We start from the raw sequence: 17915 nt of genomic DNA on the forward strand, positions 1-17915 counted from the left end.
GAAGAAAGCACGCCTTGTTGGCTTGCAACTACCTATGCTCATAATCAACCAAACGTTTCACAAAAAGAAGTTTTTTACAACTATAATTATACTATTATAATTGCCAATACAGCCTCTCCTCAATCAAAAACAGGCCGTTTAAAAAGTCCTAGTTTCGTGATATGAAGTATTTACTTTTAAATCTTATCGCTTCTGGGGGATTACAACATGAGATGATATAAACGTTACTTTGTACTCTTTTTAAACAATCTTTTTTGTTATATACCCAACCCAAAATTGTAAATTCAATTTGGTAAATTTGCGTTTTCACAAAAAGCAGATGGGAAAACCTCAAGAGTTTATAGAAGTATTAGGGGCAAGAGTTCACAACCTTAAAAACATAGATGTTCGCATACCCAGAGAACAACTGGTTGTTATAACAGGTTTAAGTGGTAGTGGCAAATCTTCTCTAGCCTTCGATACCATCTACGCCGAAGGACAACGCCGATATATCGAAACCTTTTCTGCATATGCACGTCAATTTTTAGGGGGACTTGAAAGACCAGATGTCGATAAAATTGATGGATTATCTCCTGTAATTGCCATAGAGCAAAAAACAACAAATAAAAGTCCAAGATCTACCGTTGGTACAGTTACTGAAATTTATGATTTTATGCGACTTTTGTTTGCTCGCGCAGCTGATGCCTATTCCTACAATACTGGTGAGAAAATGGTGCAGTATTCTGATGAGCAAATTCTTGATTTAATTGCTTCTGACTTTAATGAAAAACGCATCAATATTTTAGCTCCTGTAGTTAGAGCTCGAAAAGGACATTATCGTGAGTTATTTGAACAAATTTCAAAACAAGGTTTTGTAAAAGTTCGTTTAGATGGCGAAATAGTAGATATAGAAAAAGGCATGCGTTTAGACCGTTACAAAACGCATGATATTGAAATTGTAATCGATCGAATTAAGGTTGATTCTAATAACAATAAACGTCTAAAAGAAAGCATAACTACGGCATTATACACCGGTAATAATGTTATGATGGTGTTAGAACATGGATCTGAAAAACCAAGATACTTTAGTAGAGAACTAATGTGCCCAACCACTGGTATTGCATACCCCACCCCAGAACCAAATACATTCTCTTTCAATTCACCAAAAGGTATGTGCCAAACTTGTAATGGTTTAGGCATAAGATACACTGTCAATCAAAAAAAAATAATTCCAGACACTTCTATTTCTATTAAACACGGAGGAATTGCACCCTTAGGTGAACAGAAAAATAGTTGGATGTTTAAACAACTTCAGCTTATTGCAGATCGTTTTGATTTCGAATTAACAGATCCTATATCAACAATACCGGCAGAAGCATTAAATATGATTCTAGAAGGAGGTAAAGAATCTTTTGATATTGAATCTAAGACTGCTGGGGTAACTCGTTCTTATAAAATTGATTTTGAAGGAATCAACACTTTTATAGATAATCAATACAATAACAGCAATTCATCCTCCATTAAGCGTTGGGCAAAAGGATATATGGATGAGATAAAGTGCCCTGTCTGTGAAGGTAAACGATTGAAAAAGGAGGCACTTTACTTTAAGTTCGGAAAAGATAACATTGCTGATTTAGCTGCGAAAGATGTTGTAGATTTAGCTAAATGGTTTGATAATATCGAAAAACACTTAAGCCAGCGTCAACAAGAAATTGCCATTGAAATCATTAAAGAAATTCGAACTAGAATTCAATTTCTTTTAGATGTAGGTTTAGACTATTTAACTATCAATAGAAGTTCTAAATCACTCTCGGGTGGTGAAGCGCAACGTATACGTTTAGCAACTCAAATCGGCTCTCAATTGGTAGGCGTATTGTATATTTTAGATGAGCCTAGTATTGGTTTACATCAAAGAGATAATCAAAAACTTATCGATTCACTTATAAAATTGCGAGATGTTGGCAATTCAGTATTAGTGGTAGAACACGATAGAGATATGATTGAACACGCAGATTTTGTTCTAGATATTGGTCCTGGAGCTGGATTGCACGGAGGCCAAATTGTGAGCGAGGGTACATTTAGCCAATTAAAAAAGCATCAAACTTTAACAGCTGATTACTTAAATGGCTCTAAAGAAATTGCTGTTCCAAAAAATCGAAGAAAAGGAAATGGTAAAACAATAACTCTTTCTGGTGCTACTGGTAACAATTTAAAGAATATTACTGCAGAATTCCCCTTAGGTCAATTAATATGCGTCACAGGAGTTTCAGGTAGTGGTAAGTCTTCTTTAATTAATGGAACGCTTTACCCTATCTTAAACCATCATTTTTATAGGGCTGTGAAAAAGCCGATGCCTTATAAAAAAATTAAAGGCTTGGAGCACATCGATAAGATTATTGCCATAGATCAATCACCAATTGGAAGAACACCGCGTTCTAACCCAGCAACATACACTGGAGTATTTGGTGATATCAGAAATATTTTTTCTAAAATCCCAGAGTCTCAGATTAGAGGATATAAACCCGGTAGATTCTCATTTAATGTCAAAGGAGGACGATGCGAAACTTGCCAAGGTGGTGGTGTAAGAGTTATTGAAATGAACTTCTTACCAGATGTTGAAGTCGCTTGCGAAACCTGTCAAGGGAAGAGATTCAATAGAGAAACCTTAGAAATTCGCTATAAAGGGAAATCTATATCAGATGTATTAAATATGACCATAAATACTGCTGTAGATTTCTTTGAGCCTTATCCTAAAATATACAAAAAACTAAAAACCATTCAAGATGTTGGCTTGGGTTACATTACCCTAGGTCAACAATCAACCACCCTTTCTGGTGGAGAAGCACAGCGAATAAAACTTGCTTCAGAATTGTCTAAAAGAGATACGGGTAATACCTTTTATATTTTAGACGAACCTACCACGGGATTGCATTTTGAGGATGTAAGAGTACTGATGGATGTATTAAATAAACTTACTGATAAGGGAAATACCGTTTTGGTTATAGAACACAACTTGGATGTTATTAAATTGGCAGATTACATCATAGACATTGGTAAAGAAGGAGGTAAAAATGGAGGAGAAATTCTATGTACTGGTACACCTGAAGAAGTTGCGAAAAACAGCAACAGCTACACAGCCCATTTTTTGAAAAAAGAACTATATTAGCAGACCTGCAAAATCACAGCAACAAAAATGCTATGGGATAAAACTCCCCAAACAAATTGTAATATAAACTATGAACGAAGACAGAAAGATTAAAGACAAATTTAAGCACAAAACCTGGAATGAAATTAAAACTAACGATTCTTGGGCTATATTTAAAATTATGGCTGAATTTGTTGATGGCTACGAAAAGCTCAGTAAAATAGGACCTTGTGTAAGTATTTTTGGTTCTGCTAGAACAAAACCTGGTGAAGAATATTACAAATTAGCAGAGAGCATCGCCTATAAGATAACGCAGCACGGTTACGGTGTTGTAACAGGTGGCGGCCCCGGTATTATGGAAGCTGGAAATAAGGGAGCACATAGAGGAAAAGGTGTTTCTGTTGGATTAAATATTGAATTACCTTTTGAACAACACGATAACCCATATATAGATTACGATAAAAACTTAGATTTTGATTATTTCTTTGTTAGAAAAGTAATGTTTGTAAAGTATTCTCAAGGTTTTGTTGTAATGCCAGGGGGATTTGGTACGCTTGACGAAATGTTTGAAGCCCTAACACTTATTCAAACAAAGAAAATTGGTGCTTTTCCAATTATTTTGGTAGGCACAGAATTTTGGGGTGGCTTAATGGACTGGATTAAAGACACTTTGTTAAAAAAATTCGGTAATATTAGCGCTGTAGATCTAGATTTATTTAAATTGGTGGACACAGAAGAAGAAGTACTAGAAGTAATTGATGATTTCTATAAAAAATATAGTTTAAGCCCTAATTTCTAGAACCCTAACATGACCTCTAAACATATTGCAACCCTTTTAGTATGTTTATTTCTTGGCGGTGAGCTTTATGCTCAAACCTCCATTAAAACCATGTTTTATAATTTATTGAGATATCCTTCTGGAAATCCACAAAATAGGGAGTTACTTCTGAAGGATATCATTCAAGACTACCAACCAGATTTATTTACTGTTTGTGAATTAGAATCACAAGAGGGCGCTACGGAGATCTTAACTAAATCTCTGCAAAGTTTAAATGCAAACTACAGTAGTGCTACTTTTGTTTCAAATCAATCTGATGATGGTGTATACAATCAATTGCAACAATTGCTATTTTACGATAGTAGTAAATTTGAATTGGTGAATGAGCAAGTGCACACAACAAATGTTCGAGACATTAATCAATACACACTTTTATTAAACACGATTGATAAAGAGACCAACCCGCTGTATTTAGAGTATTTTGTAGCCCATTTTAAATCAAGCACAGGCTCTACAAACAAAGCGATTCGATTAGATATGGCAGAGGTTTTTACCAATGTCATTAATACTTTAAGTTCAGATTGCTATGTTTTATTTGCAGGTGATTTTAATCTATACACCTCAACAGAAGATGCGTATCATGAAATACTAGACGATGCAAATAACATTGTCATGGTTGATCCAGAAAACCCAACAAAGGCATCACAAAGTTGGAACAATAATGCCACGTATCAAGGTATTCACACACAGGCAACACGAGTAAATCAACAATACAGCAATGGTGCATATAGTGGTATGGATGATCGTTTTGATTTTATATTTGTTTCAGAAAATCTAACCTCAAGCGGCGATCTTCAATATAGTGCAAATACTTACAGTGCCTATGGAAATAACAAAAACTGTTATAACCGAGACGTTAAGGATGTATCATGTACGGGAACATATTCTCAAGATATAAGAAATACCTTGTTTGATATGTCTGATCATTTACCAGTGGTTCTAGAACTTGAGACTACCAGAACAATTTTAGGTTTGGAAGATGTACAATTAACCAAAAAATTGCGTCTTAATGGAAGTAATCTTATTGCAAATTCAATATCTTTACTTATAGAGCCAGAGCTCTACAATTCTAAACTAACTATATACAATCATTTAGGCCGAGTTATTTACACTGTACCAACAACTACTAACCCTCTGATTACAATTAATGTAAATCATTTAGCTGAAGGAATTTATATGATAACTTCAAACAAAGCGTTACATAGTTCGATTAAATTTATAAAGACTCATTGAGAAAAGTAGTTCTGTTATTATTTCTTGGATTGTTTAGCACAATCGACACGTTGGTAGCTCAAACCAACAGTATTGACATGAAAGTTACTGTAGATACAGAAACACATGAACTACACATACAACAAGAAATAACCTACTACAATAAAGCTTCCGTTTCTTTAGACACAATTTACCTGCACAATTGGCCAAACAGCTTTAAAGACAACAAAACGCCACTTTCTAAGCGACTTATAGAAGATTACAATAAAGAATTATATTTTGCTAAAGACAAACGTCGAGGAGAAACAACAATAAACAACATAAGTATAAATTTTGAATCTATAAACTATGTTGTTAGAGCAGATCAATCAGACATTTTAGCTTTGCCACTAAGCTCTCCTTTAGCACCTGGAGCATCTGTCAAAATTTCCGCTACTTATACAGTTAGAGTACCTATAGACAGGTACACCAAATACGGAAGAAATAAAAACGATTATAACTTAAGATATTGGTATATGGTTCCAGCCTATTACGATGATGGCTGGCAACTTATGAGCAACCTGAACATGGATGATTTACTAATAGATTTCACGAACTACAATATCGAGTTAGAATTATCTAATTTTTATTCATTAAGCACTAATTTAAATTCTCAAATAACGAGCTCTGGAAATAAAAAAACGCATCATCTTACTGGCACTATGGTTACAGAAGTTGAACTCAGCTTTAGTCCAATAAGTACATACGAGCTGTTTCAAACCGATCATGTTTTGGTTGAAACCAACGTTCCATCCAAATCTTTACAGCCAAAAAACAAAACTGAAATTCTTAATAGAGAAATTGCATTTATCGAGAGTAGATTAGGCAAATACCCACAAGATAAATTATTTATTAGTGGAATCACCTATTCTAAAAACCCAGTATATGGCTTAAATCAGTTACCAGATTTTTTGTGGCCTTTTCCAGAAACATTTGAATGGGACATTATGATGTTTAAGGCCCTGTCTAAAAAATTCATTGATAATTCAATCTTAGTCAATCACAGAGAAGATATGTGGTTGGCAGATGGTATTCAGAATTATTTAATGATGGAATATGTTGAAACATTTTATCCAGAGGTGAAAGCATTAGGTAACATTTCAAAAATTTGGGGAGTTCGATCTTTTAATCTCGCCAAATTAGATTTTAATGATAAATACCCCTTTGTATACCAATTTGCAGCTAGAAAAAATTACGATCAGGCCCTTACAACAAGAGCTGATTCATTGTCAAATTTTAATAGAAAAATAGTTAACAAATACAAGGCAGGTATCGGTCTTAGATATTTAGATGAATATTTAGGAGACAGTATTATATCCACTACCATAAAATCCTTTTATCTAGAAAACAAGTTAAAATACACGCATTCAGACCGATTTAAAGAACTCTTGGGCGCAACAGACAAAGATGTTTCTTGGTTCTTTGGAGACTATATTGGTTCAGCCAAAAAGATTGATTATAAAATAGATAAAGTTACACAATCAGAAGATTCAGTGCACGTTACTATTAAAAACAATCGTAATTTCACAGCGCCTGTTGCACTTTATGGAGTTGAGAAAAAAGACATTTCATTTAAGCAGTGGATTACGGATATTGACTCCATTCAAACCATAAGTATTCCAAAAAATGGTTTCGATAGAGTTTCTTTAAATTATGAATATTTATATCCAGAACTTAACTTGAGAAACAATTGGAAACGCCTTGAAAAGAAAATACTTCAGCGACCATTACAACTTCGATTTTTTAAAGATATAGAAGACCCGTATTACAATCAATTATACTACATACCGGTATTTAGATATAACTTTTACGATGGTGTTCAGCTTGGTTTAACCTTGTCAAATCAAACAATTCTAAAGAAAAATCTATCCTACAAGCTTACCCCCTATTACGGATTCAAAAGCAAGAGCTTAACGGGCTCCTACTCTGCTGTTTACGAATGGCTTCCAGAGAATAGAAAAATTTACAAATACCAGTTTGGGGTTGCTGGAAGTTATTTTCATTATGCACCAGATTTAGCGTATCGTAAATTTTCTCCGTGGGCTGCATTCTCTTTTAACAGAAAAAGCTTGAGAGATGTTGGTGGTTCTTCTATTGTTGTAAATTATGTAGATGTAAATCGAGATTTTAATCCAGATGATCCAAATCAAAATCCTGAATCAAATGAATACGGTGTTTTCAATGTTAGTTACAACTATTCAAAGCCCGAAATAATTCAAGATTTACGGTATACTGGTAATCTTGAAGTGTCGAAAGAATTTAGCAAACTTACCTTTGATTTAAGATATAGAAAACTCACCAACCTTAACAGACAATTAGATTTTAGAGTCTACTTCGGTACTTTTCTTAGAAACAATACAGAATCTGATTATTTCTCTTTTGGTTTAACGCGTCAGTCTGATTATATGTTTCGTTTAAACTATTTTGGGCGCTCAGAAGAGGATGGGTTCTTTAGTCAACAATACATAACCAACGAAGGTGGATTTAAATCAGACTTAGAACAAAATTTTGCTAACAGATGGATTGCTTCATTCAACACAAGTGTTGGTATTTGGCGATGGATTGAAATCTACAATGACTTTGGATTTCTAAAAAACAAAAACGAGCCTGTTTTCTTCGGTTATGAAAACGGAATACGCTTAAATTTCGTTCATGAATACTTTGAAGTGTATTTTCCAGTCTATTCTAATAATGGTTGGGAAATAGCTGAAGACGATTACGCTACCAGAATTCGTTTTGTACTTACTCTTAGACCGAAGAAAATTATTGATTTCTTCAGAAGAGGCTTCTTTTAATGAAAATAATGCATTTTTTTTGATTGATTTTCAAAATCCATTAAAATATCTTAAATTTGCAATCCTTAAAAACTCCAACCTATGGGTACTGATACATCTGCTAAAGCAAAACAACTTTCATTCAATCAGTTTAAAGAAGAAATCTTAAATGATTATCGCATTGCTGTATTGAGTAGAGCTTGTAGCTTACTTGGTAGAAAAGAGGTACTTACAGGTAAAGCTAAGTTCGGAATTTTTGGTGATGGTAAAGAATTACCTCAAATAGCAATGGCTAAAGCTTTTCAAAAAGGAGATTTTAGATCTGGGTACTATCGCGATCAAACCTTTATGATGGCTATTGGTATGTTAACTCCGCAGCAGCTATTTGCAGGTTTATACGCACATACTGATATTGAAGAAGAACCTTTTTCTGCAGGTCGTCAAATGGGTGCACACTACGCTTCTCATAGTTTAAATGCAGATGGATCATGGAAAAATTTAACCGAACAATACAATATTAGTGCAGACATGTCTGCAACAGCTTCGCAAATGCCAAGACTCGTTGGTTTAGCTCAAGCTTCAAAGGTATATAGAGAGTTAGATTCATTAAAAGACCATGCAAATAAATTTTCTAAAGAAGGAAATGAAATTGCTTGGGGAACTATTGGAAATGCCAGTACAAGTGAAGGCTTATTTTTTGAAACAATTAATGCTGCAGGAGTATTGCAGGTTCCAATAATTGTTAGTGTTTGGGATGATGAATACGGAATATCTGTACATCAAAAACACCACACTACAAAAGAGAGCATATCTGCAGTATTAAAAGGTTTTGAAAGAGAAGAAGACTTAAATGGATTCGAAATATTTACAGTCGAAGGTTGGGACTATGTTCAATTAATGGATGTATATACCAAGGCTGCCAGAGTAGCAAGAGAAGAACATGTACCTGTATTGATTCATGTAACAGAATTAACACAACCTCAAGGCCACTCTACCTCTGGTTCTCATGAGCGTTACAAATCTAAGGAGCGTTTGCAATGGGAAAAAGATTTTGATTGTAACGCAAAAATGCGAGAATGGATATTAGATTTTGAACTTGAGGCTGATGGTGAAACCTTGCGTTTAGTTGAAAATGAAGATGAATTAATTGCCATTGAAAAGACCGCTAAAAAAGAAGCTTCTGTTGCAAAACGAGACGCATGGAAGGCTTATATAGCCCCAATTAAAAAAGAACAACACGAAGCAGTTCAATTACTACATAGAGTAGCTGAGGTAAGCAGCAATAAAGTGTTTATTGAAAAGCTTGTTAACGATCTTAAAAATATTAACGAGCCAGAAAGAAGAGATATTTTTAATGCTATTCGTACCTCTTTGGTTTATTTGACCAATACGAACACTATTGAGAAAAAACAGTTGCTTTCTTGGTTTGAAAAGCAACAAGAAAAAGTACGAAATATGTACAATACTTTCTTGTATGCAGAAGATGACACGGCCGCAACCAAAGTACCAATGGTCGCACCAACATTTGATCCCGCACCACAAATGGTTGATGGTAGGATTATTATTAGAGATAACTTTGAAGCCTTATTCAAGAAGTATTCTACAGCACTTGCCTTTGGAGAAGATGTTGGAAAAATTGGAGATGTAAACCAAGGTATGGAAGGCTTACAAGATAAATTTGGAGAAATTCGTGTTGCAGATACTGGTATACGAGAACCAACAATTATTGGTCAAGGAGTTGGTATGGCATTAAGAGGTTTACGTCCTATAGCTGAAATCCAATATTTAGATTATTTGGTATATGCACTACAAACATTAACAGATGATTTAGCTTGTTTACGCTACAGAACATTTGGTAAACAAACCGCACCACTTATCATTAGAACGAGAGGTCATCGTTTAGAAGGTATTTGGCATTCAGGATCTCCAATTTCTATGATATTAGGGGCTTTAAGAGGAGTTGTTGTTTTGGTTCCAAGAAATATGCAGCAAGCTGCAGGATTCTACAATACCCTGTTCCAATGTGAAGAGCCTGCATTGGTTATTGAAAGTTTAAACGGATACCGTTTAAAAGAAGCTTTACCTACCAATTTAGGTGAATTTACTGTGCCAATAGGTAAAGTAGAAACGCTAAGAGAAGGATCTGATATCACCATAGTATCCTACGGTTCAACATTAAGAATTGTGCAAGAAACTGCTACCCTATTCACACAGGCAGGTATTGATATAGAAATTATTGATGCTCAAAGTTTATTACCTTTTGATTTAGACCACGACATTTCAAAAAGTCTAGCTAAAACAAACAGACTTATGGTTGTAGATGAAGATGTACCTGGAGGAGGAACTGCCTATATGATGCAAGAAATATTGGAAACTCAAAACGGTTATCAATATTTAGACAGTAAACCTGTTACTGTTTCATCTAAAGCACATAGACCAGCTTACGGTTCTGATGGAGATTATTATTCTAAGCCAAACTCAAATGATATTTTTGAAGCTGGATATGCAATGATGCATGAATCAAACCCAACAAAATTCCCTAAATTGTTTTAACATTTGAATGCTCATTAACTAAATGGATTTTGGTTATCTTTAACCTTCAAATTCAACAAGCATTTCAAAATGAACAAATCAATTTTTACATGGCTATTTAGTTTAGCCATGGTTGTGACTGTATGGTCGCAAAATCGAGTTATCGATGTAGACTCTACAGTAATCACAAAGCATCAAACTACTGCAAATGGAGTTAGCTTTCCTTATACGGCAACTACAGGCACACAACCTGTTTGGGATAATGATGGAGAAGTAATCGCATCGCTTTATTATACCTATTATAAACGTTCAGACATTAAAGATGATAGCAATCGTCCATTAGTTATTTCTTTTAATGGTGGCCCAGGTTCTGCTTCTGTTTGGATGCATATTGCATATACGGGTCCTCGTATTTTAAAAATTGATGACGAAGGATATCCTGTGCAACCATATGGTATTAAAGACAATCCATATTCTATTTTAGATGTTGCAGACATTTTATATGTGAATCCTGTAAACACGGGTTATTCACGTATGGTTAAAAACAAAGAAGGTAAATACCCAGATCGCAAGAAGTTCTTCGGAATCAATGCAGACATTAAATACTTAGCGGAATGGATCAATACATTTGTAAGTAGAAATAATAGATGGCGCTCTCCAAAATATATTGTTGGAGAAAGTTATGGTGGTACACGCGTTGCAGGACTTGCTTTAGAGCTTCAAAATTCGCAGTGGATGTATTTAAATGGAGTGATTATGGTTTCACCTGCTGATTACAAGGTGATTCGCCAAGACTCTGCTCTAGGTAATGCTATTAATCTACCATATTTTACCGCAGCTGCTTGGTATCAGAAAATGCTGGACCCAGCACTTCAAAATAAAGATTTATTAGATATTCTGCCTGAGTCAGAAGAATACGCCATCAATACACTTATGCCAGCATTGGCAAAGGGTGGCTTTTTAAGCTCTGAAGAAAAAGATGCTGTAGCAACCAAACTATCTTATTATACAGGCCTTTCAAAAGAAGCTATTTTAGATAATAATCTCGCTGTAAGTACATCGTACTTCTGGAAAGAATTAAAACGCGAAAAGGGTTTTACTGTTGGAAGATTAGATTCTAGGTATTTGGGTATCGACAAAAAGGATGCTGGTGACAGCCCTGATTACAGTGCCGAATTAACCTCTTGGTTGCACTCGTTTACACCGGCAATTAACTATTACATTCGCGAAGAATTGAACTATAAAACCGATTTGAAATACAATGTATTTGGGCCAGTGCACCCTTGGGATAGAACCAATGATAATACACGCGAAGATTTGAGACAAGCAATGGCTCAAAATCCGAATCTTAATGTGTTATTTCAATCTGGTTATTATGATGGAGCTACTACGTATTTCACTGCAAAATATACCATGTGGCAGATTGATCCAAGTGGAAAAATGAAAGACCGCTTTGATTTTAAAGGATATAGAAGTGGACATATGATGTACTTAAGACGTGAGGACTTAAAAAGTGCAAATGAGCATTTAAGAGAATTTATTCTGCGTACTATTCCTAAAGAAGGAGTTGGAGCAAAATATACAGACTAAGCTTTTAGCAAATAATGACCTATTGCGCATTGCAAACATTTTTGTGGTGCGCAATAGTTGTTTTTAAGTTGTAATAAAGCTTGAGAATCAAATGCCGAATTTGCTTTAACTTTTAATTTTTTAAATGACCTTACAATACTATTCTTTTCCGGAGGCAAGTTCAACATTAAATCAATCAACTTTTCTACTGGCTTACCTTGTTGCTTGAGATAAATAAACTTTATTGGGATTATTACGTTAATCATCAACAATTCCACGAATGATTGAGTAAGTACCTTAGTCTTTTTAGTAGACACCTTGCCAAAATTATAATGAGTATCCCAATAAGTACTTGCACAAACTTTTAGAGCTGTAGTCAACTCTTGAATTGTTTCAAACTGCATCAACATGTTAAAAACATTATCATTTGACGCATATAACATCGCCAATTGAGAAAGACGAATTGTAGGAAAACTTGCTGGTCTCAACCTAAAAAATGTGGGGTTAGACAACAACGAGGATTCCAACCTAAATTTCTTTTTTAACCATGCATACTCTTCTTGAAGCTCTTTGAGATAAGGATCATTCAACCTACTTGTAAGTATATGAGACATTCCAAAGAATAAGGCCTCTAATGTTTTTTGTTTTGTTCGAATTTTTCGAATTATTCCAAAATCTATAGATGCCGCCATAGCTTCAAAGGCCTCACTATTTTGCCTCAACCCAAAACCTCTTGCCATCAAAACAAACAAAGTAGCCTCCCAGTCATTTTTAAATTTTACCAACAACAATTCAATACTTTTTGATTTCTCTTCCAAACGCTGATAAAACAATTGTTCTTTCCAATACATGAATGAAAATGTTGGCACATGTGCAATTTCATTCTCACATAATATCCAAGATTTCTTTTTCGCAAAAAACGCTTGATACTTGTCTCTCAATTCATTTGAAATATACTGACGTAACTCTAGCGTTGGCAATAAAACATCATTAATTTTTATAGTAGTATCATTATTCCAGACTACATGTAGTATGACATTATCATAATTTTTATCTACATCGTGGTTATGTAAATACCAATCTGAAGCATTCACATGCACCTCAATATTTCCCGCCCATAAATAATCTGCAATTCTAACTTGAGCATTTAAAAAATCAGGCCCTGAGTTACGATTTAGAACGCCTAACTTTACGACACTTATCGACTCTCCTTCAGCACTATATATCGCTTTCTTAACAAACAACCCATGTTGCCAAACATATTGTAAAAAATCTTCTTTCATAGCTATGCTTTAAAATATAAACTATTTATATCAGAATCAAAAAAAGCACTTAAACTAGGTAACAAATGCGCCTAAATTTTACGTTCTTTGTGGTGCCAAAAAAGAGGATTATGACGATAATAGATCATTTACACTGGCGCTACGCCACAAAGAAGTTTGATAATTCTAAAAAACTTTCTGAATCACAAATAAATATATTAATTGAAGCTTTTAATTTAACCGCTACTTCATATGGTTTACAACCATTAAAAATGTTAGTTATTAGCAACCAAGAACTAAAAAAACAATTGCAAGAACATGCTTACAATCAGCAACAAGTTTCTACCTGTTCTCATCTTCTTGTAATATGTATTAAAACAGATGTTGATGCAAACTATGTTGATAAGAAGTTTGATTTAGAAAAAGAAGTTAGAGGAATAGATGAAAGTGCTATTTCAGATTTTAGAGGTTTTCTAAAAAATGTTGTTGATACTAAAAGCTCTGCCGATTTAGAATTAGCCGCTAAGCATCAATCATACATAGCTTTAGGAAATTTAATGACTGTTTGTGCATTAGAAAAAATTGACAGTTGCCCGATGGAAGGTTTTGTTGCGGAAAAATTTGATGAAGTTTTAGATTTAAAATCTTACAGCTTAAAGTCTGCTCTCTTATTGCCAGTTGGATTTAGAGCATCTGATGATTTTATGAGTCAACTTAAAAAAGTACGTTTACCATTAACTGAATCAATCATCGAAATTAAATAAATACCATGAGCCAAGAAATTAGAACCCTAGAACCAGCAGGAGTTTGGAATAACTTTACCAATATTAATGCTATACCAAGAGCCTCTAAAAAGGAAGACGAAATTGTTGCATACATGGTGTCTTTTGGTAAAAAATTAGGATTAGAAACCATAGTTGATGATGTACAAAATGTGTTGATTAAAAAACCTGCAACTGCGGGTATGGAATCTCGTAAAACCATTGTAATGCAAAGTCATTTAGACATGGTACATCAAAAAAATAACGAAACTATTTTTGATTTTGACACTCAGGGTATTGATATGTTTGTAGAAGGAGATTGGGTGAAAGCTAAAGGAACAACATTAGGCGCAGACAATGGCTTGGGGGTCGCTTCTATTATGGCCATATTAGAGAGTAACACAATTGAACATCCGGCAATTGAAGCACTATTTACGATAGATGAAGAAACAGGAATGACGGGAGCTATGGAGTTACAACCTGAATTTCTAACTGGAGAAATTTTATTAAATCTAGATACAGAAGATGATGATGAAATTGGCGTTGGTTGTGCTGGGGGTGTTGATGTTACAGCCACGAAAAGCTATATTCCTGTTCAAGTAGATAAACACGAAGGCTATATTAAAATTTCGGTTAAAGGTTTGCAAGGTGGCCATAGCGGTATGGATATCATAAAAGGTTTAGGAAATGCCAATAAATTAATGAATCGCATAATGACAGCGGTTCAAGATACCATGCAAATCAATCAGATTGATGGTGGTGGATTGCGCAATGCAATTCCGAGAGAGAGCAATGCCGTTGTAATTATTACTGATGCTAATAAGTTTAAAAATCAGTTTGAAGAAATAAAAGCAGCGCTCGAAAATGAATATGCTTCTCTGGAACCAGATATGGAGATTTCTTATGAAGAGATTGCGAGTGTTGCCCCATTAAACGCGTTAGGATTAAAAGATCAAAATACAATTTTAAACACTTTATACGGGCTTCATAACGGTGTGTATAGAATGAGTCCTGATATAAAAGACTTAGTTGAAACTTCTAACAATGTAGCGCGTGTAGAAATTAAAGATGGATCTATAAAAGTTTTATGTTTAACACGTTCATCTGTAGAATCTGGTAAATGGGATATGGCAAACGGATTAAAAGCCGTTTTTGATTTAGGTGGATTTAATGTCACCTTTTCAGGGTCATATCCTGGTTGGCAACCAAATCCAAATTCAGCCATTTTAAAAGTTATGAAATCGCTATACACCAATTTATTTAATGAAGAGCCGAATGTTTTGGCGTGTCATGCAGGTTTAGAATGTGGCTTACTCGGAACACATTATCCAGAAATGGATATGATATCTTTTGGACCTACAATTAAAGGAGCACATTCACCAGACGAACGAGCAAGTATCTCTTCTACAAAGAAGTATTGGACATACCTTTTGGAAATCCTTAAAAACATTCCTGAGCAGGTTTAAATGTTGTATAAAGTGTTAACATTTTCTGTTTTTATAACAGAGAAATAATTGTATTTTTATAGCTTCATAACCTCAAATATTCAATGGGAAAAATAATCGCAATTGCAAACCAAAAGGGAGGCGTTGGCAAAACAACAACGTCTGTTAATTTGGCCGCCGCTTTAGGTGTTTTAGAAAAAAAAGTGCTATTAATAGACGCTGATCCTCAGGCAAATGCTACTTCAGGATTAAGTATTGATGTAGATCAAGTTGTAAATGGCACCTACCAACTTTTAGAGCATACCGTGGCTGCAAAGAATGCAATTGTTACAACAGATTCTCCTAACGTAGATATTATTGCTGCTCATATAGATTTAGTAGCTATCGAAATAGAATTGGTAGATAAAGAATCTCGCGAGTATATGCTTAAAAAAGCTGTCGCTCCTATTAAAGATCAATACGATTATATTTTAATTGATTGCGCTCCTTCTTTAGGTTTGTTAACACTAAATTCTTTGGTGGCTGCAGATTCTGTTATTATCCCAATTCAATGTGAGTATTTTGCGCTGGAAGGACTAGGTAAATTGTTGAATACAATTAAAGACGTTCAAAAATTACATAATAGTGCATTAGATATTGAAGGGCTATTACTAACAATGTACGATTCAAGATTACGCCTATCTAATCAAGTGGTTGACGAAGTTAAGAAACACTTTGACAGTATGGTTTTCAAAACCATAATTCAACGTAATGTACGATTGAGCGAAGCCCCAAGTTATGGCGAAAGTATTATTAAGTATGACGCTACAAGTAGAGGAGCAGAAAATTATATTAACTTAGCACAAGAAGTAGTCAAAAAGAATCAATAAAACATGGCAAAAGCAACAAAAAAACAAGCCTTAGGTCGCGGTTTATCTGCACTTTTAAATACTGAAGATGATGCAGGGGCAAATCAATTAGTTGGTACCATTGTTGAATTGAACATAGAGCATATAGATGTAAATCCGTTTCAACCAAGAAGTCATTTTGATGAAGAAGCTTTAGTCGAATTAGCAAGTTCGATTAAAGAACTTGGAGTAATTCAGCCAATTACGGTGCGTAAAATGGGAGCCAATAAATTTCAATTGGTTTCTGGTGAACGTAGATTTAGAGCTTCTAAAATGGTGGGTAACACAACGGTACCTGCATATATTAGAACAGCTGATGACCGTGAGATGCTTGAAATGGCATTGGTTGAAAATATTCAGCGTAAAGATTTAGACCCGATTGAGGTAGCTTTATCGTACCAGCGTATGATTGATGAGTTAAATCTTACACAAGAAGAGATGAGTACACGTGTTGGTAAAAAACGCTCTACAATTACAAACTACTTACGTTTATTAAAACTCGACCCTATTATTCAAACTGGCATGCGCGATAGTTTTATTTCAATGGGACATGGTAGAGCTTTAATTAATGTTGAAAAACAAGAAGATCAATTGGCGATTTACGAAGCCATATTAAAAGATAAATTATCAGTTCGTGCAACCGAAGAGATGGTTCGCAATTATAAAACTGGAACTCCACATAAAAATTCCCCAGAAAAAAAATCAAAAGAAATTCCTCCTTATGTTAACGAAGGAATCAAAACCATTAGCGAATACTTTGGCCATAAAATTACCGTTAAAGTATCTGGTAACAACAAAGGTAAAATTGAAATCCCATTTCATTCAGAAGAAGATTTCAATCGTATCAAAAAATTAATGGAATAGTGCTTAAAAAAGCTTTTTTATATTTAGTAATTGTAGGGTGGGGTTGTTTTCAAACATTTGCTCAAGAAAACACAAAAGAAGAAGAAATTGTAAAAGACTCGATTACTTCTATTGAATCGGTTGATGAAATTCAATTGGTTGAAGATATAGATCCAAAGGCACCAAGTAAAGCTGCGTTTTATTCAGCGATACTTCCAGGTTTAGGTCAAGCATACAACAAAAAGTACTGGAAAATTCCAATTGTTTATGCCGCCTTGGGTACATCAACCTACGCTTACCTTTATAACAACGACAATTACCATAGAGCAAGAGATGCCTACAAACTAGCCAAAGCTGGTAAGCCACATGAATTTGATGGTTCTGACGGTGGTGTGGAACTGAGTGATGAAACTTTAGAACGTATACAAATCTCTTACAAAGAAGATAGAGATTTAGCATTAATGATTACCATCGGTATTTATGCATTGCAAATTGTTGAGGCAAGTGTAAATGCGCACTTAATGCAATTAAACACTATAGACAATATTGGGTTTAGACCCACTTTTAATATTGACCCAATAACCAATAAGGCCGTTGGCGGAATAGCAATTAATATCGATTTTTAAAAA

At 34.5% G+C, this 17915-nt stretch carries 12 protein-coding genes; 11 read left to right on the top strand and 1 reads right to left on the bottom strand.

The genetic code is table 11. From position 1 onward, the window contains the following. Positions 1-319: 319 nt before the first annotated feature. The 6 genes from uvrA to ACYQ5R_RS00455 all read left to right on the top strand — a co-directional run bounded on the left by uvrA (position 320) and on the right by ACYQ5R_RS00455 (position 12109). Entirely contained in the window at positions 320-3145 is a 2826-nt protein-coding gene (gene uvrA, locus ACYQ5R_RS00430; protein ID WP_460188925.1) for an excinuclease ABC subunit UvrA, read from the top strand. 70 nt (positions 3146-3215) lie between these two features. Continuing rightward, positions 3216-3923, top strand: a complete 708-nt coding sequence (locus ACYQ5R_RS00435) for an LOG family protein (RefSeq protein ID WP_460188926.1) — start codon at positions 3216-3218, stop codon at positions 3921-3923. A gap of 9 nt (positions 3924-3932) precedes the next feature. Next, positions 3933-5195, top strand: coding sequence for a T9SS type A sorting domain-containing protein (locus ACYQ5R_RS00440; protein ID WP_460188927.1), 1263 nt, complete (start codon positions 3933-3935; stop codon positions 5193-5195). Continuing rightward, positions 5192-8008 (top strand): gluzincin family metallopeptidase, encoded by a 2817-nt coding sequence (locus ACYQ5R_RS00445; RefSeq protein WP_460188928.1) that lies wholly within the window; start codon positions 5192-5194, stop codon positions 8006-8008. Before ACYQ5R_RS00440 ends, ACYQ5R_RS00445 begins: the two co-directional genes overlap by 4 nt. An 81-nt stretch (positions 8009-8089) precedes the next feature. Continuing rightward, the gene (locus ACYQ5R_RS00450) at positions 8090-10540 is read left to right on the top strand and encodes an alpha-ketoacid dehydrogenase subunit alpha/beta (RefSeq protein WP_460188929.1); all 2451 of its coding nucleotides are present in this window, start codon (positions 8090-8092) and stop codon (positions 10538-10540) included. Between the two features lie 69 nt (positions 10541-10609). Continuing rightward, on the top strand, positions 10610-12109 hold the full coding sequence (locus tag ACYQ5R_RS00455) for a S10 family peptidase (RefSeq protein ID WP_460188930.1): 1500 nt from the start codon (positions 10610-10612) through the stop codon (positions 12107-12109). Here ACYQ5R_RS00455 and ACYQ5R_RS00460 read toward each other — a convergent pair. Next, positions 12106-13371 carry a DUF2851 family protein gene (locus ACYQ5R_RS00460; protein ID WP_460188931.1) on the bottom strand — a complete coding sequence of 422 codons (1266 nt, stop codon included), beginning with the start codon at positions 13369-13371 and terminating at the stop codon, positions 12106-12108. The two genes, ACYQ5R_RS00455 and ACYQ5R_RS00460, sit on opposite strands and share 4 nt — an antisense overlap. 110 nt (positions 13372-13481) lie before the next feature. Between ACYQ5R_RS00460 and ACYQ5R_RS00465 the strand changes: the two genes are divergently transcribed. The 5 genes from ACYQ5R_RS00465 to ACYQ5R_RS00485 all read left to right on the top strand — a co-directional run bounded on the left by ACYQ5R_RS00465 (position 13482) and on the right by ACYQ5R_RS00485 (position 17912). Next, complete coding sequence (locus tag ACYQ5R_RS00465) at positions 13482-14114, top strand: NAD(P)H-dependent oxidoreductase (protein WP_460188932.1); 633 nt, start codon at positions 13482-13484, stop codon at positions 14112-14114. Positions 14115-14119: 5 nt separating this feature from the next. Next, positions 14120-15577 (top strand): aminoacyl-histidine dipeptidase, encoded by a 1458-nt coding sequence (locus ACYQ5R_RS00470; protein WP_460188933.1) that lies wholly within the window; start codon positions 14120-14122, stop codon positions 15575-15577. Positions 15578-15660: 83 nt separating this feature from the next. Continuing rightward, positions 15661-16425, top strand: a complete 765-nt coding sequence (locus ACYQ5R_RS00475; RefSeq protein ID WP_460188934.1) for a ParA family protein — start codon at positions 15661-15663, stop codon at positions 16423-16425. Between the two features lie 3 nt (positions 16426-16428). Continuing rightward, positions 16429-17307: a ParB/RepB/Spo0J family partition protein gene (locus tag ACYQ5R_RS00480; RefSeq protein ID WP_460188935.1), complete on the top strand. Its 879-nt coding sequence runs from the start codon at positions 16429-16431 to the stop codon at positions 17305-17307. Then, the gene (locus ACYQ5R_RS00485) at positions 17307-17912 is read left to right on the top strand and encodes a DUF5683 domain-containing protein (protein ID WP_460188936.1); all 606 of its coding nucleotides are present in this window, start codon (positions 17307-17309) and stop codon (positions 17910-17912) included. The genes ACYQ5R_RS00480 and ACYQ5R_RS00485 overlap by 1 nt, the downstream gene beginning before the upstream one ends. Positions 17913-17915: the final 3 nt, after the last annotated feature.

The organism is Urechidicola sp. KH5 (assembly GCF_054661455.1).

Excerpts from the sequence above, each read along its gene's own strand:
- uvrA (WP_460188925.1), top strand. The coding sequence starts at position 320 with ATGGGAAAACCTCAAGAGTTTATAGAAGTATTAGGGGCAAGAGTTCAC.
- ACYQ5R_RS00435 (WP_460188926.1), top strand. The coding sequence starts at position 3,216 with ATGAACGAAGACAGAAAGATTAAAGACAAATTTAAGCACAAAACCTGG.
- ACYQ5R_RS00440 (WP_460188927.1), top strand. The coding sequence starts at position 3,933 with ATGACCTCTAAACATATTGCAACCCTTTTAGTATGTTTATTTCTTGGC.
- ACYQ5R_RS00450 (WP_460188929.1), top strand. The coding sequence starts at position 8,090 with ATGGGTACTGATACATCTGCTAAAGCAAAACAACTTTCATTCAATCAG.
- ACYQ5R_RS00455 (WP_460188930.1), top strand. The coding sequence starts at position 10,610 with ATGAACAAATCAATTTTTACATGGCTATTTAGTTTAGCCATGGTTGTG.
- ACYQ5R_RS00460 (WP_460188931.1), bottom strand. The coding sequence starts at position 13,371 with ATGAAAGAAGATTTTTTACAATATGTTTGGCAACATGGGTTGTTTGTT.
- ACYQ5R_RS00465 (WP_460188932.1), top strand. The coding sequence starts at position 13,482 with ATGACGATAATAGATCATTTACACTGGCGCTACGCCACAAAGAAGTTT.
- ACYQ5R_RS00470 (WP_460188933.1), top strand. The coding sequence starts at position 14,120 with ATGAGCCAAGAAATTAGAACCCTAGAACCAGCAGGAGTTTGGAATAAC.
- ACYQ5R_RS00475 (WP_460188934.1), top strand. The coding sequence starts at position 15,661 with ATGGGAAAAATAATCGCAATTGCAAACCAAAAGGGAGGCGTTGGCAAA.
- ACYQ5R_RS00480 (WP_460188935.1), top strand. The coding sequence starts at position 16,429 with ATGGCAAAAGCAACAAAAAAACAAGCCTTAGGTCGCGGTTTATCTGCA.